Annotated in this window: 17 protein-coding genes and 1 riboswitch; of the genes, 10 read left to right on the top strand and 7 right to left on the bottom strand. The window is 74.5% G+C overall.

What is annotated here, in order from left to right; all coding sequences use genetic code 11:
* Positions 1 to 13 precede the first annotated feature (13 nt).
* Positions 14 to 133, bottom strand: a riboswitch (cobalamin riboswitch).
* Positions 134 to 265: 132 nt separating this feature from the next.
* The 3 genes from ABZ385_RS10765 (at position 266) to cobJ (ending at position 4,100) form a co-directional block, all read left to right on the top strand.
* Positions 266 to 1,933 carry a cobalamin biosynthesis protein CobG gene (locus ABZ385_RS10765; RefSeq protein ID WP_358910947.1) on the top strand — a complete coding sequence of 556 codons (1,668 nt, stop codon included), beginning with the start codon at positions 266 to 268 and terminating at the stop codon, positions 1,931 to 1,933.
* 11 nt (positions 1,934 to 1,944) lie between these two features.
* Entirely contained in the window at positions 1,945 to 2,571 is a 627-nt protein-coding gene (locus tag ABZ385_RS10770) for a precorrin-8X methylmutase (RefSeq protein ID WP_358580802.1), read from the top strand.
* Between the two features lie 68 nt (positions 2,572 to 2,639).
* Positions 2,640 to 4,100, top strand: a complete 1,461-nt coding sequence (cobJ, locus tag ABZ385_RS10775; protein ID WP_358911140.1) for a precorrin-3B C(17)-methyltransferase — start codon at positions 2,640 to 2,642, stop codon at positions 4,098 to 4,100.
* 190 nt (positions 4,101 to 4,290) lie between these two features.
* On the opposite strand, the gene ABZ385_RS10780 is transcribed toward cobJ, so the two are convergent.
* Positions 4,291 to 5,058, bottom strand: coding sequence for a cobalt-precorrin-6A reductase (locus ABZ385_RS10780; RefSeq protein ID WP_358910948.1), 768 nt, complete (start codon positions 5,056 to 5,058; stop codon positions 4,291 to 4,293).
* Between the two features lie 17 nt (positions 5,059 to 5,075).
* Between ABZ385_RS10780 and ABZ385_RS10785 the strand changes: the two genes are divergently transcribed.
* Positions 5,076 to 6,287 (top strand): cobalt-precorrin-5B (C(1))-methyltransferase, encoded by a 1,212-nt coding sequence (locus ABZ385_RS10785; protein WP_358580772.1) that lies wholly within the window; start codon positions 5,076 to 5,078, stop codon positions 6,285 to 6,287.
* A gap of 93 nt (positions 6,288 to 6,380) precedes the next feature.
* Here the strand turns inward: ABZ385_RS10785 and cobM are convergent, their stop codons facing one another.
* Entirely contained in the window at positions 6,381 to 7,130 is a 750-nt protein-coding gene (gene cobM / locus ABZ385_RS10790) for a precorrin-4 C(11)-methyltransferase (protein ID WP_358910950.1), read from the bottom strand.
* Positions 7,131 to 7,134: 4 nt separating this feature from the next.
* Entirely contained in the window at positions 7,135 to 8,415 is a 1,281-nt protein-coding gene (gene cbiE, locus ABZ385_RS10795; RefSeq protein WP_358700152.1) for a precorrin-6y C5,15-methyltransferase (decarboxylating) subunit CbiE, read from the bottom strand.
* Between the two features lie 223 nt (positions 8,416 to 8,638).
* Here cbiE and ABZ385_RS10800 point away from each other — a divergent pair, with 223 nt between their 5' ends.
* From ABZ385_RS10800 to ABZ385_RS10825, 6 genes are all read left to right on the top strand, one after another.
* Positions 8,639 to 9,031: a cell division protein SepF gene (locus ABZ385_RS10800; protein WP_358580778.1), complete on the top strand. Its 393-nt coding sequence runs from the start codon at positions 8,639 to 8,641 to the stop codon at positions 9,029 to 9,031.
* Between the two features lie 228 nt (positions 9,032 to 9,259).
* Positions 9,260 to 10,435, top strand: a complete 1,176-nt coding sequence (locus tag ABZ385_RS10805) for an ATP-binding protein (protein WP_358910951.1) — start codon at positions 9,260 to 9,262, stop codon at positions 10,433 to 10,435.
* Positions 10,419 to 10,838 carry a nucleotide pyrophosphohydrolase gene (locus tag ABZ385_RS10810; RefSeq protein ID WP_358701275.1) on the top strand — a complete coding sequence of 140 codons (420 nt, stop codon included), beginning with the start codon at positions 10,419 to 10,421 and terminating at the stop codon, positions 10,836 to 10,838. The genes ABZ385_RS10805 and ABZ385_RS10810 overlap by 17 nt, the downstream gene beginning before the upstream one ends.
* A gap of 287 nt (positions 10,839 to 11,125) precedes the next feature.
* Positions 11,126 to 11,608: a DUF6099 family protein gene (locus tag ABZ385_RS10815; RefSeq protein ID WP_358580787.1), complete on the top strand. Its 483-nt coding sequence runs from the start codon at positions 11,126 to 11,128 to the stop codon at positions 11,606 to 11,608.
* A gap of 706 nt (positions 11,609 to 12,314) precedes the next feature.
* Positions 12,315 to 13,238: an LLM class F420-dependent oxidoreductase gene (locus ABZ385_RS10820; RefSeq protein WP_358910953.1), complete on the top strand. Its 924-nt coding sequence runs from the start codon at positions 12,315 to 12,317 to the stop codon at positions 13,236 to 13,238.
* A 413-nt stretch (positions 13,239 to 13,651) separates the two neighbouring features.
* Positions 13,652 to 17,002, top strand: a complete 3,351-nt coding sequence (locus ABZ385_RS10825; RefSeq protein WP_358910955.1) for a BTAD domain-containing putative transcriptional regulator — start codon at positions 13,652 to 13,654, stop codon at positions 17,000 to 17,002.
* 131 nt (positions 17,003 to 17,133) lie between these two features.
* Here ABZ385_RS10825 and ABZ385_RS10830 read toward each other — a convergent pair whose 3' ends face one another.
* The 4 genes from ABZ385_RS10830 to ABZ385_RS10845 are packed head-to-tail and all read right to left on the bottom strand — an operon-like array spanning position 17,134 to position 21,045.
* Positions 17,134 to 17,829 (bottom strand): formyltransferase family protein, encoded by a 696-nt coding sequence (locus ABZ385_RS10830; protein WP_358580888.1) that lies wholly within the window; start codon positions 17,827 to 17,829, stop codon positions 17,134 to 17,136.
* Positions 17,826 to 18,026, bottom strand: coding sequence for an MbtH family protein (locus ABZ385_RS10835; RefSeq protein ID WP_358580885.1), 201 nt, complete (start codon positions 18,024 to 18,026; stop codon positions 17,826 to 17,828). Before ABZ385_RS10835 ends, ABZ385_RS10830 begins: the two co-directional genes overlap by 4 nt.
* Positions 18,026 to 19,264, bottom strand: a complete 1,239-nt coding sequence (locus ABZ385_RS10840) for a cytochrome P450 (RefSeq protein WP_358580883.1) — start codon at positions 19,262 to 19,264, stop codon at positions 18,026 to 18,028. The genes ABZ385_RS10835 and ABZ385_RS10840 overlap by 1 nt, the downstream gene beginning before the upstream one ends.
* Positions 19,261 to 21,045: a type I polyketide synthase gene (locus tag ABZ385_RS10845; protein WP_358580881.1), complete on the bottom strand. Its 1,785-nt coding sequence runs from the start codon at positions 21,043 to 21,045 to the stop codon at positions 19,261 to 19,263. The genes ABZ385_RS10840 and ABZ385_RS10845 overlap by 4 nt, the downstream gene beginning before the upstream one ends.
* Positions 21,046 to 21,047: the final 2 nt, after the last annotated feature.

Below are 21,047 nucleotides of genomic sequence, written 5' to 3' on the forward strand. Positions count from 1 at the left end.
GTCCGCGCCCCGGGTGGTCGTATGGACGGCAGGAGTTCCTGGCTCGCCCCACCTCGGTGGGGCTCACAGTGGCGGGACCGCGCCGGATTCGCACCGGCCTTCCTCCCTCGGGTCCTGGTGGACCCACGCCGTCGCTGGCGTCGGCGGACCTGGCGGGCCGCCGCCTGCATAGTAAGTCCTGCCCGCCGCCGGTGGGGCGGCCGCCTGCCGGGACGGCCCGTCTCGGGAGGCGACCGGCCGGATCGGCGTGGGTATGCTCGCCGCCATGCCGCCCAGCCGAGCACCTTCCATGAACCAGGGCGAATCCCCCATACGTGACCGGATACGCGACCGGGGCGACGCCTGCCCCGGGGCCCTGCGTCTGCACCGCGCCGACGACGGCGCGCTGGCCCGACTCCGGGTGCCCGCAGGGCTCTTGACGGTGTGTCAGGCGCTGGCGCTGGCCGACGCGGCTGAGCGTCTCGCGGACGGGAACCTCAGCGTCACCTCGCGCGGCAACATCGAGCTGCGCGGCCTCGGCGAGAGCTGCGGCGGCGAACTCTCCGCGCTCCTCGCGGACGCCGGCCTGCTGCCCTCCGAACGCCACGAGCGCGTCCGGAACATCGTGGCCTCCCCGTCGGCGGGACTGGACCGACTCGGCCACGCCGACGTGCAGTTGTGGGCCCGCGAGCTGGACCGGCTCCTGTGCGGGCAGGACTGGACGACAGCGCTTTCCGGCCGCTTCCTCTTCGTCCTCGACGACGGGCGCGGGGACGTCGCCGGACTGGGCGGCGATGTGACCTTGATCGCAGAATCGGGCGGTACGGCGCAGATACGGGTCGGGGCCGGCGTCCGGCGGCTCCCGGGCCCCGACGCGCCGCGCGCCGCCCTCGCCGCGGCCGGTGCCTTCCTCGCCGCGGCCCGCGAGGCGGGCAACGGCGCGTGGCGGGTGACGGAACTGCCGGCCGGGCGGGGCGTGAACCTGGCGGAGGCGTTGGCGGCGGCGGGCCTCACGACAGAGCCCGTGACGCCGGACGCCTCGCCGAGCGGGTGCGCCTCCGTCGCCCGAACGCCGACCGGGCCGGCCGGGCCGGCTTCTGCGGCGCCTGCGGCTTCTGTGGCGTCTGTGGCGTCTGTGGCGCTTGGGGCGTCCGCGCCGTCTGCGGCGTCTGTGGCGCCTGGGGCGTCCGCACCGTCCGTCCCTGTGCCTGTGCCCGTGCCTGCCCCTGTCTCTGGGCCGACGGTGCCGGTCTCCGGGCCGGCCGAGCAGGCTTCCGAGCCGGCCACGCCGATCTCCGATCCGGCCCCCGCGCCGACCAACCCGCCCCTCGCGCCGACCGACCCGGCCCCCGGACCGGCGGAGCCGATCTCCGCGCCGCCCGACCCAACCCCCGCGCACAGCGCCCCGGCGGCCGCCGCCCCGCCCGTCCCCGGCGTCATCGGTGACGCCGGCCTGGGGTACGCGGTCGTGGTGAGTGCCCGGCTGGGCCGGGTGAGCGCCGCGCAGTGGCGGGTCCTGCTCCCCGCGCCCGGTGGGGAGATCCGGGTCACCCCGTGGCGCGGCTTCGTCGTCCCGGGCTTCGCGGACGAGGCCGCCGCGCGCGAGCGGCTGCGCGCGCTGGCCGACGCCGGTTTCCTCACCGACCCCCGCTCGCCCTGGCTCGGCGTCGGCGCCTGCACCGGACGCCCCGGCTGCGCCAAGTCCCTCGCCGACGTCCGCGCGGACGCCGTCCCCGGCGCCGGGGGCCTGCCCGTCCACTGGTCCGGCTGCGAGCGCCGGTGCGGACATCCGCGCGGCGACTGGGTGGACGTACTCGCCACCGGAGAGGGGCGCTACGAGGTGAGCGTGCGCACCGCCGGCACGACGGCACCCGTGAGCGGCAGGACATTGACCGAGACGGTCACGACAGCACGTACGACATCCGCAACCACCACCACAACGGCCACGAGATGAGCGAGAGCACAGTGTTCGACTACGAGAAGGACGGCGCGGCGATCTACCGCGAGTCCTTTGCCACCATCCGCGCGGAAGCGGACCTCGCCGGTCTGCCCGCCGACGTCAGCCAGGTCGCGGTGCGGATGATCCACGCCTGCGGGATGGTCGACCTCGTCCGCGACCTCGCCTTCAGCCCGCGGGTGGTGGCCGACGCCCGCAAGGCGCTGCGCGAGGGCGCGCCGATCCTGTGCGACGCGAACATGGTCGCGAGCGGCGTCACGCGCAAGCGGCTGCCCGCCGACAACGACGTGATCTGCACCCTCACCGACCCCGCGGTCCCCGACCTCGCGGCGCAGCTCTCCACCACCCGCAGCGCGGCCGCCATGGAGCTGTGGCGCGACCGCCTCGAAGGCTCCGTCGTCGCCATCGGCAACGCGCCCACCGCGCTCTTCCGCCTCCTGGAGATGATCGAGGCGGGCGCCCCGCGCCCGGCCGCGGTCCTCGGCATACCGGTCGGCTTCGTCGGCGCCGCCGAGTCCAAGGACGCCCTCGCCGCCAATCGCCTCGGGCTGGAGTACCTGGTCGTACGCGGCCGCCGGGGCGGCAGCGCGATGGCCGCCGCCGCGATCAACGCGATTGCGAGCGAGGCGGAGTGAACACCGAGACCCGGACCCCCAAGGGCAAGCTGTACGGCGTCGGCCTCGGCCCCGGCGACCCCTCCCTGATGACGGTGCGCGCCGTCGAGGTCATCGCCGCCGCCGACGTGATCGCCTACCACTCGGCCCGGCACGGCCGCTCCATCGCCCGCCGGATCGCCGAGAAGCACCTGCGCGCCGACCACATCGAGGAGCCGCTGGTCTACCCCGTCACCACGGAGACCACCGACCACCCCGGCGGCTACCGCGGTGCCCTGGACGACTTCTACGAAGAGGCCGCCGCGCGCCTCGCCGCGCACCTGGACGCCGGGCGCACCGTCGCCGTCCTCGCCGAGGGCGACCCGCTCTTCTACGGCTCCTACCAGCACATGCACAAGCGGCTCGCGCACCGCTACGACACCGAGGTCATCCCCGGTGTGACGTCGGTCAGCGCCGCCGCCGCCCGCCTCGGCGAACCCCTCGTGGAGGCCGAGGAGGTCCTGACGATCCTGCCCGGCACCCTCCCCGAGGAGGAGCTGGCCGCCCGCCTCGCGTCGACGGACTCGGCGGTCGTCATGAAGCTCGGCCGCACGTTCGGCAGGGTGCGCGGCGCCCTGGAGCGGGCCGGCCGCCTCGACGAGGCCCGCTACGTCGAGCGCGCCACCATGGACGGCGAGCGCACCGGCCGCCTCGCCGACGTGGACCCCGAGTCCGTGCCCTACTTCTCGGTGGCGGTGCTGCCGAGCCGGGTGGCGCCGCTCACGGGCGGCCCCGGGCCGGAGCCCGTCGCGGACCGCCGCGGGGAGGTCGTCGTGGTCGGCACCGGCCCCGCGGGTCCCCTCTGGCTCACCCCCGAGACGCGCGGCGCGCTCGCCGCCGCCGACGACCTCGTCGGCTACACCACGTACATCGACCGCGTGCCGCGCCGCCCCGGGCAGCAGCGGCACGGCTCCGACAACCGGGTGGAGTCCGAACGCGCCGAGTTCGCCCTGGAGCTGGCGCGGCGCGGGCGGCGCGTCGCCGTCGTCTCGGGCGGCGACCCCGGCGTCTTCGCGATGGCCACGGCCGTCCTGGAGGCCGCCTCGCAGGACGCGTACGAGGACATCGCGGTGCGGGTGCTGCCGGGGGTGACCGCCGCGAACGCCGCCGCCGCGCGCGCGGGCGCTCCCCTCGGCCACGACTACGCCACGATCTCCCTCTCCGACCGGCTCAAGCCGTGGGAGGTCATCGCGGAACGCCTGGCCGCCGCGGCCGCCGCGGATCTGGTCCTCGCCCTCTACAACCCCGGCTCGCGCAGCCGCACCTGGCAGGTGGGCAAGGCGCGGGAACTGCTCCTGGAACACCGGACGCCCGATACGCCGGTCGTCCTCGGCCGGGACGTCGGAGGCCCGGAGGAGTCGGTACGGGTGGTGCGCCTCGGGGACCTCGATCCGACCGAGGTGGACATGCGGACGCTGCTGATCATCGGCTCCTCGCAGACACGGTGGACCCGGCGAGGCGCGGCCGACGAGATCGTCTGGACCCCGAGGAGGTACCCGGAGGGGGACTGAGAAGCCCCTACGGCCGGCTGAGAGCCGCCCACGAAGTTCCCCGCGCAGCTGTCCAAGGACCGAGGTGGGCGCCCCTCAAGGGGCGCGGGGAACGGCGCGCTCAGCCACGACGCGCCCGCGGGGGGTTTCGAGGTGGGCGCCCCTTAAGGGGCGCGGGGAACTGCGCGGCCAGCCCCCGCCGGCCGGCGGGTCAACGACGGCCCGAGGCGCGTTCCCGCTGGAGGAGGAGCCAGGCCACCGCCTCCCGAGGCGTGGCGACCACCTCGGCCGAGGCGGGCGCGACGGGACGCCGGACCACCACCACCGGAACCCCCGCCTCGCGCGCAGCGACAAGCTTGGGCGCCGTCGCCGCACCCCCGCTGTCCTTCGTCACGAGGACGTCGATCCGGTGCGCGCGCAGCAGCTCGCGCTCGCCGTCGAGCGTGAACGGACCCCGGTCCAGGAGGACCTCCATCCGGGCGGGGAACGGCGGCTCCGGCGCGTCGACGGATCGTACGAGGAACCAGAGACCGTCCAGCTCCGGGTCCCCGGCGAACGCGGCGAGGCCCATCCGCCCGGTGGTGAGGAACACCCGCTCACCAAGGGCCGGAAGCACCCGCGCCGCCTGCTCCAGGGAGCCGACCGGATGCCAGTCGTCGCCCTCACCGGCGACCCAGCCGGGCCTGCGCAGGGCGAGCAGGGGAACATGGGCCGTGGCGGCGGCCTCCGCCGCGTTGAACGAGATCGTCCCGGCGAAAGGATGGGTGGCGTCGATGAGCGCGTCCACGCGGTGCTCCCGCAGCCACGCGGCCATCCCTTCGGCCCCGCCGAACCCGCCGACGCGGACCTCGCCGGGCGGCAGCCGGGGCGCGGCGACCCGCCCCGCGAGGGAACTGGTCACCCGCAGCCCCGCCTCGTCCGCGAGCAGCTCCGCCAGGCGACGGGCCTCGGTCGTTCCCCCCAGAATCAGTACGTGCACGGAGTTCGGTTTCCTTCATGAGTGAGCTAAGTGGGCCAAGTAGGCCAAGTGGGCAGAGCCGGCCGAGCGAGCCGGGTCAGGCAGGTGGGCCGAGCGGGTCCGACGAGCCGGGCGCGGCGAAAGGCGGGCGCGGCGCCCAACTCAAGCACACCGGTCTGCGGTCCGGCTGGACGACCGGCGCCTGTGCGACGGCGGCGACCACGGCCGCGTACACGGCGCTGCTCACCGGCGACTTCCCCGACCCGGTGACGATCACGCTGCCCAAGGGCCAGACGCCCGCCTTCGCGCTCGCCGCCGAGGAGCGCACGGACACGTACGCCATGGCGGGCATCGTCAAGGACGCCGGCGACGACCCGGACGTCACGCACGGCGCGCTCGTCCGGGCCACGGTGCGCAGGCTGCCGCCCGGCTCCGGCGTCGTCTTCAAGGCGGGCCCGGGCGTCGGCACGGTCACCCGCCCCGGTCTGCCGCTCGACGTGGGCGAGCCCGCGATCAACCCCGTGCCCCGGCAGCTGATGCGCGACCACGTGACTCTGGTGGCCGAGCGCGCCGGGACCACGGCGGACGTGGAGATCACGATCTCCGTCGACCACGGCGAGGAGATCGCCCGCTCCACCTGGAACCCGCGTCTCGGCATCCTCGGCGGCCTGTCCATCCTCGGTACGACCGGCATTGTCGTGCCCTACTCCTGCTCGGCGTGGATCGACTCCATCCGGCGCGGCGTGGACGTGGCGCGGGCGGCCGGGCGCACGCACCTCGCGGGGTGTACCGGTTCGACGTCCGAGAAGACGGTCGTCGCGGAGCACGGCCTCCCGGAGGACGCGCTGCTCGACATGGGGGACTTCGCCGGGGCCGTCCTGAAGTACGTGCGCCGTCACCCCGTGGAGCGCCTCACCATCTGCGGCGGCTTCGCCAAACTGTCCAAACTGGCGGCGGGCCACCTGGACCTCCACTCGGCGCGCTCCCAGGTCGACAAGGGCTTCCTCGCGGAACTGGCGCGGGCGGGCGGCGCGGACGAGGCGCTGGCGGCGCGGGTGGCCGCCGCCAACACGGGCCTCGAAACCTTGCGCCTGTGCGAGGCGGCGGGCGTGCCGCTGGGCGACCTGGTGGCGGCGACGGCACGCGACGAGGCGCTGGGCGTGCTGCGGGGCGCCCCGGTGGCGGTGGACGTCATCTGCATCGACCGGGCGGGAACGGTGGTGGGCCGAAGCGAACTCCGGGGCCCCTGAGGCGGGGGCGCTCCGAGGACCGGCCCGGCCGACCCCACGCCGAACGGCGACCCACGCCGAATCGCGGCCCGCGCCGAACCGCATCCCGCCCCGTCAGCAGTTGTGCCGGTCCCGGTCCGCCGAGTACAGGTGGCTGTCACGGAACTGCGTGGCGCCCAGCGTGCGGCCCACCAGGATGACGGCGGTCCGCACGATCCCGGCCTCCTTCACCTGCCCCGCGATGGACTCCAGCGTGCCCCGCAGGACCACCTCGTCGGGGCGGCTCGCGAGGGCGACGACGGCCGCCGGGCAGTCGGCGCCGTAGTGGGGCAGGAGTTCCTCGACGACCCGGTCCACGTACCCGGCGGCGAGGTGCAGCACGAGCAGGGCGCCGCTGCGGCCCAGGGTGGCCAGGTCCTCGCCCTCGGGCATCGGGGTGGCCCGCTGCGCGACCCGCGTGAGAATGACCGTCTGCCCGACGGTCGGCACCGTCAGTTCCCGCTTCAGCGCGGCGGCGGCGGCCGCGAACGCCGGGACACCGGGGACGACCTCGTACGGAACGCCCGCCGCGTCGAGGCGTCGCATCTGCTCGGCGACCGCGCTGAACACGGACGGGTCCCCCGAGTGCAGCCGCGCCACGTCGAGCCCCCGCTCGTGCGCGCCCACCAGCTCGGCGGTGATCGCGTCGAGATCGAGCCGCGCGGTGTCCACCAGCCGGGCGCCCTCCGGGCACTCGGCGAGCAGCTCGCGCGGCACCAGACTGCCCGCGTAGAGGCAGACCTGGCAGGCGGCGAGCGTCCGCGCGCCGCGCACCGTGATCAGGTCGGCCGCGCCGGGCCCGGCACCGATGAAGTACACCGTCATCGTTCTAGATCTCCTCGATCGCCTTGTCGCCTTGACCGGCACGCTTGGTGACGGACCATTGGGTGACCGGCATGGCCTGCCGCCACCCGGTGAAGCCGCCCACGGGAACGGCCTGCGCGACCGCGAGCCGCACCAACTCGCCGCCGTGGCGCCGGTACCAGCCGGTGAGCAGTGCCTCCGACTCCAGCGTGACGGTGTTGGCCACCAGCCGCCCGCCGGCCGGCAGCGCCTCCCAGCAGGCGTCGAGAAGGCCGGGCGCGGTGAGGCCGCCGCCGATGAACACCGCGTCGGGCACGGGGAGTTCACTCAGCGCCTCGGGCGCCGCGCCGGTGACGACGCGCAGCCCGGGGACGCCGAGACGATCGGCGTTGCGCACGATCCGCTCGGCCCGCACCGCGTTCTTCTCGACGGTGACCGCACGGCACGCCGGGTGCGCCCGCATCCACTCCACCGCGATCGACCCCGACCCGCCGCCCACGTCCCACAGCAGCTCACCGGGCGCGGGCGCCAGCGCCGCCAGCGTGGCGGCACGCACATGCCGCTTGGTGAGCTGCCCGTCGCTCTCGTACGCCGTGTCGGGCAGCCCGGGGACGGCACCGAGGCGCAGGGCGCCGGGGGAGCGGCGGCACTCGACCGCGATGACGTTCAGCGGATCGCCGGGCGCGTGCGACCAGGCCTCGGCGACACCTTCGTAACGGGACTCCCGACCCGAACCGAGCTGTTCCAGCACGCGCAGCCGGCTCGGTCCGAAACCCCGCTCGCACAGCAGCGCGGCGACCTCGGCGGGGGTGTCGGCGTTGGCACTGAGCACGAGGAGGCGGCGCCCGTCGTACAGCGCGGACGCGAGGCGCGCCGCCGGGCGGCCGACGAGGGTGAGGACCTCGGTGTCCTCGACGGGCCAGCCGAGGCGCGCGCACGCAAGGGAGACGGAGGAGGGGTGCGGCAGTACGCGCAGCGCGGCGGCGCCCAGCTCCTCGCTCAGGGCGCGCCCGATGCCGTAGAACATGGGGTCGCCGCTCGCCAGGACGGCGATCCGGCGCCCCGCGTGGGCCGCGAGCAGGCCGGCCACGGCGGGCCGCAGCGGCGAGGGCCAGGCGACGCGTTCGCCCGGGCACTCGGGCAGGGGCGGCAGATCCAGTTGGCGGGGTCCGCCGATGAGCACCTCGGCCTCGGCGAGCGCCGCACGGGAGGCGGCCGGCAGGCCTTCCCAGCCGTCCGCCCCGATGCCCACGACGGTGACAGCCGGTATGTCCGACGTGCCTGGTGTGCCCGTTGTGGCCGGTATGGCTGGCGTGTCGGGAGGGGGTGCGGGGGTCACTGCTGGTACCTGACCTCGGGTTCGGAAAGGGCTGCGCAGCCGCACTCTACTGGGGACCTGGCCACGCCCCCTTATCGCCTCCAGGGACGCTTCGAGGGGGCCATCCGTGTCGCTGTTGGGCTGAACGGGTGACTTGGCGTAAGAATTGCCCGGTGCAGACAACGAGTGCGAGCCAGGACGGGGTGGGCCAGTGAGTAGCAGTCAGCGCCACGACGTCACCGACGAACAGTGGGAAGGGCTCGCCCAGGTCGTACCGCTGCGCAGCCGCAACGAATGGCCTTCGTGGCCCGGACACAGCGCGCTGCCCGACGCGGAGACCGAGACGCGCCGGCGGTTCGTGGTGATGCGGGTCAACGTCTTCTCGGACGCCCGCGAGGTCGCCGAGACCGTCATGTCGCAGATCCCGGTCCTGCTCGACCTGACGGGCGCCGAGACGGACGTCGCCAAGCGCGTCCTGGACTTCAGCAGCGGTGTGGTGATGGGCCTCGGCTGCGGCATGCACCGGGTCGACAAGAACGTCTTCCTCCTCGCGCCGCCCGGCACGGAGGTGCAGGGCCTGGTCGAAGCGGTCGCGCAGCCGTAGGTGCCGGCCGCGCCGGGCCGGGCCGTGCCGTGCGGCACCGCACGCCGGGGCTTGCCGTCGGGGCCGGCCGTCAGGGCCCTCCGCCGGGACCGTCCGCCTGGGCCGGCCGCGTTCTGTCGTAGCCCCTCGCTGTTCGGGTCGGGGGATCTTTCGGGGGAATCCCCCGATCGTAGGAAGGTCGGTTGGGCGTAACGGTTCGCCCGGCCCGCCGCCCCTTAGCTTCCGAGCATGACGGTGCATACCCCGGTGCCCGCCGCCCGACCGGCGGCAGGCCACGACCGACCGCAGGTCACCGAGTTACGGCTGTCGGCCTTCGCCGGGCACCGCGGCGCGGTGCTCCCCTTCGGTGCTCTGACGTTCCTCGCGGGCCCCAGCGGCAGCGGCAAGTCCAGCGCCCTGCGCGCGTACGAGGCGCTGGCGCGGCTCGGCGGCGGCGCGGAACTGGCCGAGGTCTTCGAGGACCCCGCGGCGTGCGTGCCTGAACGCGCCCGGGCCGACGGCCAGCGGCGGCGCGGCTTCCGCATCGGCTGCACGGTCGAGGGACCCGCCGGGACCGTACGGCTCGACCTCGCCGTCCAGGTCGAGCCCGAACTGCGGGTCGTGGGCGAGCGGCTGACCCGCGGCGACCTCGTCCTCCTGGAGACGGCCCTGCGCGACCCGGGCCGGCCCGTGGTCCAGGCCGCCTGGCACACGGCGGGCGCCGCGCCCGTGACCCGCGCCCCGATGCCGGACGACCGGCTCGGCACGGCCCTCGTGCCGCTGCGCGTGGCGGGCAAGACCGAGGGGCAGCGCCTGGTCCTCGCGGCGGCCGAGCAGGTCGTGGTCGCGCTGCGCTCGGTGTTCCCGTGCGACCCGCGCCCCGGCCGGATGCGGGCGCCGGTCCCGGCCGGACGGATGGGCGCGGGCCGGCTGCTGGGGGGCTGCGACAACCTCGCCGAAGTGCTGTGGCGCACCCGCACCGAGTGCTCCGTACGCCACGCGCTGCTGGTCTCCGCGGTGCGCGAGGGCTGTGCGGGACCGGTCGGCGACGTGTACGCCGAGGAGGCGCGGGACGGTTCGATGCAGGCCTACGTGGACCGGGGGGACGGGGTCCGTACGCCCCTCGCGCGCCTCGGTGACGGGGAGCTGCGGTACCTGGCCCTCGCGCTCGTCCTGCTGACCGGGCCCGGCGTGCTCGCCGTCGACCCGGTGGCGGAGGTTCCGGCGGCCTACCAGACCTTGACGGTCGTCGCCGACGGCCTCGACCGCCGCATGGACGCCCGACAGGCGCGCGCGCTCGGCGAACTGGCGGCGCGCATGTGTGCGCGCGGCCACATCCGCCTGGTCGGGGCGGTCCGGGACCCGGCCTGGGCGACCGCCGCCGGCGCCTCGGTGGTAGACCTTGACCGTGACGGAACGACGTGACGTACCTGATGCGGCGGCACTTCAGCGCAGGCTGGCCGAGTTCGCGAAGGCCCGCGACTGGGGGCGGTACCACACCCCCAAAAACCTGGCCGCGGCGCTGAGCGTGGAGGCGTCCGAACTGGTGGAGATCTTCCAGTGGTTGACGCCGGAGGAGTCGGAGCGGGTGATGCGGGACCCGGACTCCGCGCACCGGGTGACGGACGAGGTCGCCGACGTCCTCGCGTATCTGCTGCAGTTCTGCGAGGTGCTGGGGATCGACGCGTTGGCCGCGCTCGCGGCGAAGATCGACCGGAACGAGGAGCGGTTTCCGGTTGGCGAGGGAGGGTCTCCGGTTGGTGGGGGACGGTCTCCGGTTGGTGAGGGGCGCGGGAAGTCTGCCGGCGCGCGACCTGGGGGCCGTTAGGCCCGGCCGGCTTGGCCTCCGAGGCCTCGTCGGCCCTACCGGCTTGATTCTGCGGGGGCTTCGTCGGCCCCACCGTCCCGGCTTCGACGGCTTCTGAGCGCTGCCACAACCCGCTTGTCGATACTTCCGTCACTCTCCGGAGCGGTTGGCTTGTCGAATATCGATTGGTTGTCCACAGATTTCCGGCTTCCCCTGGCTTTTCGACCGGATGGGTATCACTCTGGGTAGTGGACGCGGGAGTTCGGGCGAACGTGCGGCGTAGGCGCGCGGGAGGGTGGGGGTTGTGCATGAACGCGATGCGGCTCATCGAGGCGAACCGGCGCGCCCTGGCGCTGAGCGAGGACCCGGTCGCCATCGTCGTGGAGGTGTGGCAGTCGCAGGCGCTCGCGCAGGCGATCGGCAGCCGCCTCGCGGTGGCGGGCCCTCCTGAGTTACGGGGCGAGGCGCTGGGGCTGAGCGAGGTCGGCGGCAGAGCCTGCGGGGTGCTCGACGCCCCACGGCTGGGGACGGAGGACATCAGGGCCGCGCGGCTGACGGAGACCGGCGACGCGCACGACGTCCTGCTCGCGCTGGACCGGCTGCTCGGCGAGGTCGGCATCGCGCTCGTCGGAGTCGCGATGGGCGCCGCCGACGAGGGCGTGTACTGGCAGTGCATGGAGGCGATAGACGCCGCCGACGAGTCGAGGGACCGCGTCCTGGAGATGCTGCGCAGACTCGCGGTGCGCGAACAGGGTCTACCGGAGGCGGATCCGGCGGCGGGGTGGGCGTGAGGGGGAGGCGGCCGTGCGGGGGGGGCCTGGGCGGGGCGGCTACCTGGCTGTGGGCGCCGGTGCGTGCGTGGGGCGGGTGGTTGTGCGGGGGTGGGTGTCTGCGTGGGGCGGGTGGTTGTGCGGGGGTGGGTGTCTGCGCGGGGCGGGTGGTTGTGTGGGGGTGGGTGTCTGCGCGGGGCGGGTGGCCGTACGAAGACGGGTGCTACGCGGGGCGGGTGGCTGTACGGAAGGGGTGGTGCCTGCGCGGAGGCGGGCGGTGGTGCGGGGGAGGATGCCTGCCCGTGGGCGCCGGTGCTTGCGCGGGGCGGATGGTTGTGCGGGGGCGGGTGCCTGGGCGGGGCGGGCGGTTGTGCGAAGGCGGGTGTCTGCGCGGGGCGGGCGGTTGTGCGAAGGCGGGTGTCTGCGCGGGGCGGGCGGTTGTGCGAAGGCGGGTGTCTGCGCGGGGCGGGTGGTCGTGTGAAGGCCGGTGCGTGCGCGGGGCGGGTGGCTGTACGGAGGTGGGTGTCTGCGCGCGGGGGCAGGCGGCTGTGCCGGGGTGGATGGTCTGCGCGCGGGGGCAGGCGGCTGTGCCGGGGTGGATGGTCGGGGCGCGGGGCCGGCCGGCGCTTTCGGGGGCGCGCTGCCGGCGGATTTCACCCGACCGGGGCGGCGGGGGATCGGCGGGACCGGCAGGGAAGACGGGCATGCGAACAGGCAGGATGGAGCCATGGATCTTCGAATCTTCACCGAGCCCCAGCAAGGGGCGACCTACGACACCCTGCTCACCGTCGCGAAGGCCGCGGAGGACCTCGGCTTCGACGCCTTCTTCCGCTCCGACCACTATCTGCGCATGGGCGCCGCCGACGGCCTGCCCGGCCCCACGGACGCGTGGATCACGCTGGCCGGGCTGGCGCGGGAGACCAAGCGGATCAGGCTCGGCACGCTCATGACCGCCGGCACCTTCCGGCTGCCCGGCGTCCTCGCGATCCAGGTGGCGCAGGTCGACCAGATGTCGGGCGGCCGGGTCGAACTGGGCCTGGGCGCGGGCTGGTTCGAGGAGGAGCACAAGGCGTACGGCATCCCCTTCCCGAAGGAGAAGTTCGCCCGCCTGGAGGAGCAGCTGGAGATCGTCACCGGCCTGTGGGCGACGGAGGTCGGCCAGACCTTCGACTTCGACGGCAAGCACTACCAGCTCACCGACTCGCCGGCCCTGCCCAAGCCCGCCCAGTCCAAGGTGCCGGTCCTCATCGGCGGCCACGGCGCGACGCGCACCCCGCGGCTCGCGGCGCGGTTCGCCGACGAGTTCAACATCCCCTTCGCTTCGATCGAGGACAGTGAGCGCCAGTTCGGCAGGGTCCGGGCGGCCGCCGAGCAGGCCGGGCGCAAGGGGGACGACCTGGTGTACTCCAGCGCGCTGGTGGCCTGCGTCGGCAAGGACGACGCGGAGGTCGCGCGGCGTGCGGCGGCCATCGGCCGTGAGGTGGACGAGCTGAAGGCCAACGGCCTGGCGGGTTCACCGGCGGAGGTCGTCGACAAGATCGGGCGGTACGAGGCGATCGGCGCGAGCCGTATCTACCTCCAGTGCCTCGACCTCGCCGACCTGGACCACCTGGAGCTGATCTCCTCCCAGGTGCAGTCGCAGCTGTCGTAGCCGCGACTCTAGACGTGGCCGCCGGGCACACCCCTCCGGCGCCTGGCGGCCACTCGTCCGCTTTTTGGGAGCTTCTGGCGCAGCCCGTTCCTGAGCGGCCTGTTCCTGGGCAGTCCGCCCCCAGGCGGGCCCCGGAAGGCGTCCGTGCCGGGCCCCGGGACGGACGTGGGCCGGTTCGCGTTCCGTCGCTCACCGCATCCGGCCGAATGCGCGCGCTGTCTGGCGCATATGCCGCACGCGGCTCTCCAGCAGCGTCAATACCTGGTCAACAAGGTGGCGCGGGTGCGCCGGGTACGCGGGGAGGCGGGGGTGGCTGTCGTAACGTTTGGGGCGCGTGGCCATCGAAGGCCAGTGCGACCAGTACGAACGGGCACACGCACGAGGCGTCTTGGGGCAAGGGGTGCGGTCGGACGATGCGGGGCGACGCGGACGGCGGACCGATCCGGAACGACACGAACGACACGAACGACACGAACGACACGAACGGCACGGGGGAGACGGCGCGGGGCTACGAGGGTGGGGCGTTGTCGTTCCAGGTCCTCGGGCCGGTGCGCGCCTGGTGCGACGGGCGGCCGCTGAAGCTCGGCTCCCCGCAGCAGCGCGCCACCCTCGCCGCGCTGCTGCTGCGCGACGGGCACCCGGTCCCCGCCTCGGAGCTGGTCGACGCCCTCTGGGGCGAGGAGCCGCCGCCGCGCGCCGTCGGCACCCTGCGTACGTACGTCTCCCGGCTGCGCGGCCTCCTAGAACCCGGCCGCCGCTCCCGCGAGCCCGCCCGGCTCCTGGTGTCGGCCGGCGACGGTTACGCGCTGCGGGTAACGCGCGACGCCGTGGACGCGTGCGAGCTGGAGGACCGGGTGGCGGCCGCCCGGCGCATGCGCGCGGCCGGGCGGCACGCCGACGCCCACGGGGAGTTGACCGCGGCCCTCGCGCTGTCGGACGGCGCCCCGTTGGCCGGCCTGCCCGGGCCCTACGCCGGCCGCCAGCGCGACCGGCTCACCGAGCTGTCCGTCACCGCCCAGGAGGAACTCTTCGCCTGCGCCATCGAACTGGGCGCCCACGGCGAGACGACCGCCCCCCTGCGCGCCTTCGCCGCGGAACACCCGCTGCGCGAACGCCCCCAGGCCCTGCTGATGCTGGCCCTGCACCGCGCGGGACGGCAGGCGGACGCCCTCGCGGTGTACGAGGCCACGCGCCGCACGCTCGCCACCGAGCTGGGCGTCGAGCCGGGCCGGGAGATCGCCGCCCTGTACGAGGGGCTGCTCAACGGCGCGGCCCTGCCGCCGGTCGCCGACCCGCGCCCGTGCGCACCTCCGCCACCGGCCGCGGAACGCCCCCGGTACCAGGCCGCGTCGGCCCGTGACGATGACCCTCGCCCCGAAGGCGACTCGGACAGCGGCCCTCGCCACCACGTCGCTCGCGACCCGTACCCGGTTCCGGCCCCGCAGACGCCACGGGCCGCCTCCGCCCCGACCAGGCCGCTCACCCCCGCCGACGACCGGGGCCTCCGCACCCCCGACAGGCAGTACGCACCCCGCGTCCCCGCTCAACTCCCGGCCGACGTCACCGACTTCGCGGGACGCCAGACCGAAGTGCGGCTGCTGGGCGAGACGCTGCGCGGTGCCGTCTCCGGCGACACCATGGCCGTGGCCACGCTGACCGGACTCGGCGGCGTCGGCAAGACCGCGCTCGCCGTGCACGTCGCCCACGCCCTGCGCGAGGACTTCCCCGACGGACAGCTGTACGTGGACCTGCGCGGCACCGGCCCCGCGCCCGGCGTGGACAGCGGCAGCGCGCTCGCCGGGTTCCTGCGCGCACTCGGCGTACCCGAGAGCGCCGTACCCGACGGCCTCGACCAGCGGACCGCCCTGTACCGCTCGCTCCTCGCGGGGCGCCGCGTCCTGGTCGTCCTCGACGACGCCCGCGACAGCGCGCACCTGCGGCCGCTGCTGCCCGGCACCCCCGGCTGCGCGGTCCTGGTGACCAGCCGCTCACGGACCGTCACGCTGCCCGGCGCCCGCCTCCTCGACGTCGAGGCGATGCCGGAGCGGGAGGCGCTCGCCCTGCTCGCCGCCATGATCGGCCACGACCGCGTGGCCGACGAACCGGCCGCCGCCCGCGAACTCGTCGCGTCCTGCGGGGGACTGCCCCTCGCCGTCCGTATCGCCGCCGCCCGCCTGGCCGCGCGGCCGGGCCGCACCCTCGCCGATCTCACCGCCCGGCTGCGCGACGAGCACCGCAGGCTCGACGAGCTGCGCGTGGCCGACCTGGGCGTGGCGGCCGCCTTCCGGCCCGGCTACGAGGCCCTCGGCCCCGGCCTCGCCCGCGCCTTCCGCCTGTTCTCCCTCTGCCCCCTGCCCTCCTTCGGCCGCGGCGCCGCGGGCGCCCTGCTCGGCGTGGCCGACGAGGAGGCCGAGACAGCGGTGGAACACCTGGTCGACGCGGGTCTCCTGGAGCCGCACGGCGAGGACCGCTACCGCTTCCACGACCTGGTCAGGCTCTACGCCAGGCACCAGTGCGCACGCCACGAGAGTCCCCGCGAGCGCACCGCGGCCCGGCTGCGCTTCCTCGATCACGTCCTGGCCACCGTCGTCACCGCAGTCCGCCGCACCGAGCCGCACACCGTGCTGCCCGACCTATTGCACCGCCCGGCCTCCCCGGGCGAGGACCTGCCGGACGCGGCGGCCGCGCGCGACTGGCTCGCGGGCGCGCACTCCGACCTGTACGCGACCGCCGAGGACGCCCTGCGTCACATCCCCGAGCACCCGGACCCGGACGACGGCGGTGGCGCCCCCCAAGGCCTGCGCGCCCCCGACGGCCTGCGCCCCGCCGTCGACCTGCTCACCGCCTGGTCCCACCTTCTCGCCGGCACCGCACGCCACCGCGACCTGGCACCCCTGGCCGAGTTGGCTCTGGAGACCGCCCGGCGGCACGGTGACGACCTCTGCGCGGGCCGCGCCCTGCGCCTGCTCGCCGCCCCGCACCACGGCAGCGGGAGCCACGGTCACGCCGAGCGGACCCTGCGCGAGAGCCTGCGCCTGGCCGCGTCGGCGGGCGATCCGCTGGTCGCCGCCGAGGCCGGCCGTGAACTGGGCGTCGTACTCCTGGCCATGGGCCGTCCGAAGGCCGCCCTGGAGCAACTGCGGCTCGCCTACGCCAGGTTCGGCGCGCTCGGTGGCCACGCCGACCAGATCCGCGTCCTGACCCCCATCGCGCGGGCGCTCGACGCACTCGGGCGGCGCCCGGAGGCCGACACCGCGCTGGCCGAAGCGGTGTGCCGGGCACGGCGCGCCGACAGCACCTCCACCCTCGCGCACGTCCTCTACCAGGCGGGCTGCGCCCTGCTCCGGGACGGCCGCCCCGCCGAGGCCGCCGACCGGCTGCGCGAGGCGCGGCGCCTGTACGACCGCTCGCGCGACCCGCGCCGGGCGGCGCTGTGCTGGGCCCGCCTCGCCTTCTGCGAACTGGACCTCACCGGCCCCCGCGCGGCCCTCGACCGCGCGGACGTGGCGCTCGCCGTCGACGGCGAACCGGGTGACGCGTTCTGCCACGCTCTGGCGATGGCCGCGCGCGGCCGGGCGCTGCTCGCGCTCGGTGACCTCGACCGGGCCAGGGCCGCCCTGCTGATCGCCCACCGCGTCATGGACCGGCGCGTCACGGACCGGCGGGGCACCGCGGAGGCCGCCGAGATCGCCGCGCTGCTCGCCCGGTGGCAGCCCCGCCGTACGAGGAGACAGCCCGCGGCGCCCGCTGCCGTGCCCGTGTGACCCGCGTGCCGGCCACGGCTCGGCGAGCCGTCGGACCGGGCCGGCACGCGGGTCCGGTCAGGTCACGCGGTACTCATCCGCGCGCCCACGGCGCCCACGGCACCGCGTCATCCCTGCCACACCCGTCCTCCTCACTGCCCGTGCAGCGCCCACTTGCTGCCGTCCACCTGTGCCGTGCCGGGCAGCGCGATCAGTTCGGGCTTGAAGAGGGGCTTCGTGTCCATCGCCGGCTCCCAGGTCGCCAGCTTCTCGTCCTGCGGGACCTCTATCCGCCGGTCGGCGGCGAGGTCGGCGACCACCTTCACCAGCAGCCGCACCCCCAGCGGGGCCAGGTGCTCGCGCCACAGGCTCTGCGGGGTCGAGCCCGGCGGCACGAGCAGGTGCTCCTGGGCGGCGAGCGGACCGGCGTCGGTGCGCTCGGTGAGGTGGTAGACGCTCCCGCCCGTCACCTTGTCGCCGTCGCGGATCGTCCACCGGATGGCGTCCCGGCCCCGGTGCAGCGGCAGCAGGCTGGGGTGGTAGCCGATGGTGGCCACGGAGGCCTTGGCGCGCGTCCGGCGGCCGAGGAACGCGTGGGAGTGCGCGGCGACGATGATGTCCACCCCGTCCGGGATGTGCATCGCGCGCAGCTCGGCCGAGTCCGTCCACGGGATGCTCCTGGGGAACGCCCAGGCGCGCAGCCGGTCCCAGGACATCGCGTTGCTCTCGTCGGACTGCCCCTTGCGCAGCCGGGGTGAGGCCGCGCCCGCTATCTTGTGCCCTTCGTCCAGCAGGGCGTCCGCGACCTGCACCGCGAAGGCCCCCTGTCCCGAGATGTAGATGTTCACTCGTGCTCCCGGCTTGCCGTCAACGCGGTGAAGTGCTGCTCGACGTGGTCCAGGGCGCCCTCGCGGTCCGGGCCGGAGTGGACGACCCGCCAGCCCTCGGGCACCTCCAGGTGCGGCCGCCACAGCGCGTACTGCTCGTCGGCGTTGACCACCACCAGCCAGTCGCCGTCGCCGCCCTCGAAGGGGTTGCCGCTCATCAGTCGACCTCTTTCAGTCCGGAGTGATCGGGCAGGAACCGCACCGGCATCGTGGAGAACCCGGTCAGGAAGTTGGACCGGATGGGCTGCGGCTCCTCGGTCTGCTCGAAACCGGTGGTGAAGTCCCGCAGTGCCATGAGCAGTTCGGCGATCTCCACCTTCGCCAGGTACGAGCCGACGCAGAAGTGCGGGCCGTAGCCGAAGGCCATGTGCTTGTTGGGGGTCCGGCCGAGGTCGAACACCTCCGGCCGGTCGAAGGTCCGCTCGTCCCGGTTGCCCGAGGCGTGCCACAGCGTCACGATGTCGTCCGGCCGCAGCCGCACACCGTGCAGTTCGGTCTCCCGTACGACGGTGCGCCCGAAGTGCATCGTGGGCGAGGCCCAGCGCAGCACCTCGTCCACGGCCGTGTCGGTCTTGACCTCGCCGTTCTTGAGCCGCCGCCACTCGTCGGGCCGGGCCGCGAGGGTGCGCACGCAGTCGATCATCGTGAGCCGGCTCGTCTCGTCGCCGCCGATGATGAGGCTGTAGCAGTTGAGCACCACGTCCTCGTCGGAGAGCGGCACCCCGTCGATGGAACTGCCGACGAGCATGCTGATGACGTCGTCGCCCGGCGACTCGCGCCGCTCCTCGACGATGTCCATGAAGTACATCAGGATTTCGTTGCGGGCCATCTCGGAGTCGACCTCGTCGACGTCCTCGTCGTCGGTCGACAGCGCGGTCTTGGTGAGCGAGAGCAGGAACTCCCGGTCCTGCTCGGGCACGCCGAGCAGGTTCGAGATCGTCGTCATCGGGATACGGCTGGCGATCTGCTCGGCGAAGTCGCAGGAGCCGGCCTCGACCGCCTCGCGGATCCACTGCCGGGTGTTGGCCCGCACCGTCGCCGCGACCGCGTTCAGGACCCTCGGCGAGAGCACCCGCTGAAGGATCTTGCGCAACTCGTGGTGCCGGTGTCCGTCGGTGACGGCCAGCATCCGGCCGGCGCCGGCGTCGCCGCCGCCCAGCAGCGTGACGAGCACATTGCCGCGCTCCGACGTGAAGTTCACGTTGTCCCGGTAGGTGGCCATGATGTCGTCGTAACGGGAGAGCACCCAAAATCCGCGGCGGCCGTCGGCCGGCGGGTTCCAGTACACCGGCGCGGTGTCCCGCAGGGTGCGCCAGAACTCGCCGAGGTCGTGCTCCGCGAACGTGTTCGGGTCGCCCAGGTCCAGGGTGTCCAGTGCGGGAGTGCTCACGGTCACCAGTCCGTGCGCCAGAACCGGCGCGGCTGGAAGGGATAGGTGGGCAGCGGCACCCGGTGGCTGGCCTCGCCCCGGTGCAGGGAGGCGAAGTCCACCTGCTGGCCGTTCACCCAGGCGGCGGCCAGGTCCGACAGCGCCTGCGCGTCCGTGCCGGCCGGCACGATCCCCTCGTCCCCGCGGCGGAAGGCGTCCACGTCCACCCGCGGCGCGGCGGCCGTCTCGGTGGCCAGGCCCCGCGGGGCGTCGGCGGACAGCGCCGCGATCAGCTCCTCGCGGCTGCGGACGACGGCCGCCCAGCGGCGGGCCATCACCTTGCGGCCCATGTTGAGGCTGAAGCAGACGTCGTCGAGACGCAGCTCCGGGTCGGCCTCCAGCCAGTCCTTCAGCCGTGCGCGCTGACGGGCCAGCGCCTCGTCGTCCAGGGCCGACAGGGTGGCCAGGCGCGGCCTGCCCGCCGCCTCGGGCTCCCGCCCGGGGAGGGTCGGCGCCTCTTCGAGGACCAGGTGGGCGTTGTAACCGCCGCCGCCGATCGAGGTGATGCCCGCACGGCGGATGCCGGCGTCCGTGACCCAGTCCGCCGTCTCCACCTGCGGTACGAACGGCGTGCTCGGCAGGTCGAGGTCCTCGTTGACCTCCGTCAGGTTGATCGTGGCGGGCAGCGTCTTGTGGTGCAGGGCCAGCGCGGCCTTCATCGCGCCGAAGCCGCCGGAGACCACACCGCCGTGGCCCACGTTGCCCTTGACGCCGCCGATCGAGGTGGTGCCGGTCTGCTTGCCGAACGCCATGCTCGCCGCGTGCACCTCCAGTTCGTCGGTCATCGGCATGCCGAGGCCGTTGGCCTCGTACATGGACACGGTGTCGGGGGTGACGCCGCCGACCTCCATGGCGTTGGCGATGCACGCGCTCAGCCGCTCGGGCTGCGCCAGGCCGTAGGCCATCGCGCTGACGCCGTTGTTGTTGACGGCCGAGCCCTTGACCACGGCGTAGATGTGGTCGCGGTCGGCGACGGCCTGGCCCACCGGCTTGAGCAGCACGGTGACGACACCGCTGGAGAGCGCGGTGCCGGTGCCGTTGGCGTCGAACGGGCGGCAGTGTCCGTCCTTGGACAGGATGCGGTTCTCCTCCCACAGGTGACCGCGCGGGTGCGGCAGGCGCACCATCGAACCGCCGGCTATCGCCATGTCGGTCTGGCCGAGCAGCAGCGACTGGCAGGCCAGGTGGACCGCGTAGTGGAAGCCGGCGCAGACCGCGGCGACGGTCACGGCCTCACCGGTGAGGCCCATGTAGTACAGGGCGTTGGACGTCATGGTGTCCGGCGACCAGGCGAGGCTCGCCTCGATCGCCTCGGGGCCGACCGACACGCGGTCCGGCGGGGAGCTGTAGAGCGCGGCGGTCTGCGGGTTGTTGGCGCCGTAGACACCGACCTCGCCGGTGACCCGGTCGGGGTCGTAGCCGCCGTCCTCCAGGGTCTCCCAGGCGCTCTCCAGGAACAGCCGGTTCTCCGGGGTCATCGCGGCGGCCATGCGGTCGCTGATGCCGAACACCGACGGGTCGAACTTGTCGTACGTGTCGAGGACGCCGCAGGCCCGTACGTAGAACGGGCTGTGGATCAGCGTCTCGTCGACGTGGATGTCGTCCTTGGCCAGGAACGACACGGACTCCCTGCCGTGCACGAGGTTGTCCCAGAACTCTTCCTTGGTGCGGGCGCCGGGGGCCCGCAGGGACATGCCGATGACGGCGACGTCGCCCGGGTCGTAGTCCTGCTCGGGGCTTTCGGTCATGA

The organism is Streptomyces sp. NPDC005898 (genome assembly GCF_040629635.1).
Lineage (GTDB): Bacteria > Actinomycetota > Actinomycetes > Streptomycetales > Streptomycetaceae > Streptomyces.

Excerpts from the sequence above, each read along its gene's own strand:
- ABZ385_RS10765 (WP_358910947.1), top strand. The coding sequence starts at position 266 with ATGCCGCCCAGCCGAGCACCTTCCATGAACCAGGGCGAATCCCCCATA.
- cobJ (WP_358911140.1), top strand. The coding sequence starts at position 2,640 with ATGACGGTGCGCGCCGTCGAGGTCATCGCCGCCGCCGACGTGATCGCC.
- ABZ385_RS10785 (WP_358580772.1), top strand. The coding sequence starts at position 5,076 with ATGAGTGAGCTAAGTGGGCCAAGTAGGCCAAGTGGGCAGAGCCGGCCG.
- cobM (WP_358910950.1), bottom strand. The coding sequence starts at position 7,130 with ATGACGGTGTACTTCATCGGTGCCGGGCCCGGCGCGGCCGACCTGATC.
- ABZ385_RS10805 (WP_358910951.1), top strand. The coding sequence starts at position 9,260 with ATGACGGTGCATACCCCGGTGCCCGCCGCCCGACCGGCGGCAGGCCAC.
- ABZ385_RS10815 (WP_358580787.1), top strand. The coding sequence starts at position 11,126 with ATGAACGCGATGCGGCTCATCGAGGCGAACCGGCGCGCCCTGGCGCTG.
- ABZ385_RS10820 (WP_358910953.1), top strand. The coding sequence starts at position 12,315 with ATGGATCTTCGAATCTTCACCGAGCCCCAGCAAGGGGCGACCTACGAC.
- ABZ385_RS10825 (WP_358910955.1), top strand. The coding sequence starts at position 13,652 with ATGCGGGGCGACGCGGACGGCGGACCGATCCGGAACGACACGAACGAC.
- ABZ385_RS10835 (WP_358580885.1), bottom strand. The coding sequence starts at position 18,026 with ATGAGCGGCAACCCCTTCGAGGGCGGCGACGGCGACTGGCTGGTGGTG.
- ABZ385_RS10845 (WP_358580881.1), bottom strand. The coding sequence starts at position 21,045 with ATGACCGAAAGCCCCGAGCAGGACTACGACCCGGGCGACGTCGCCGTC.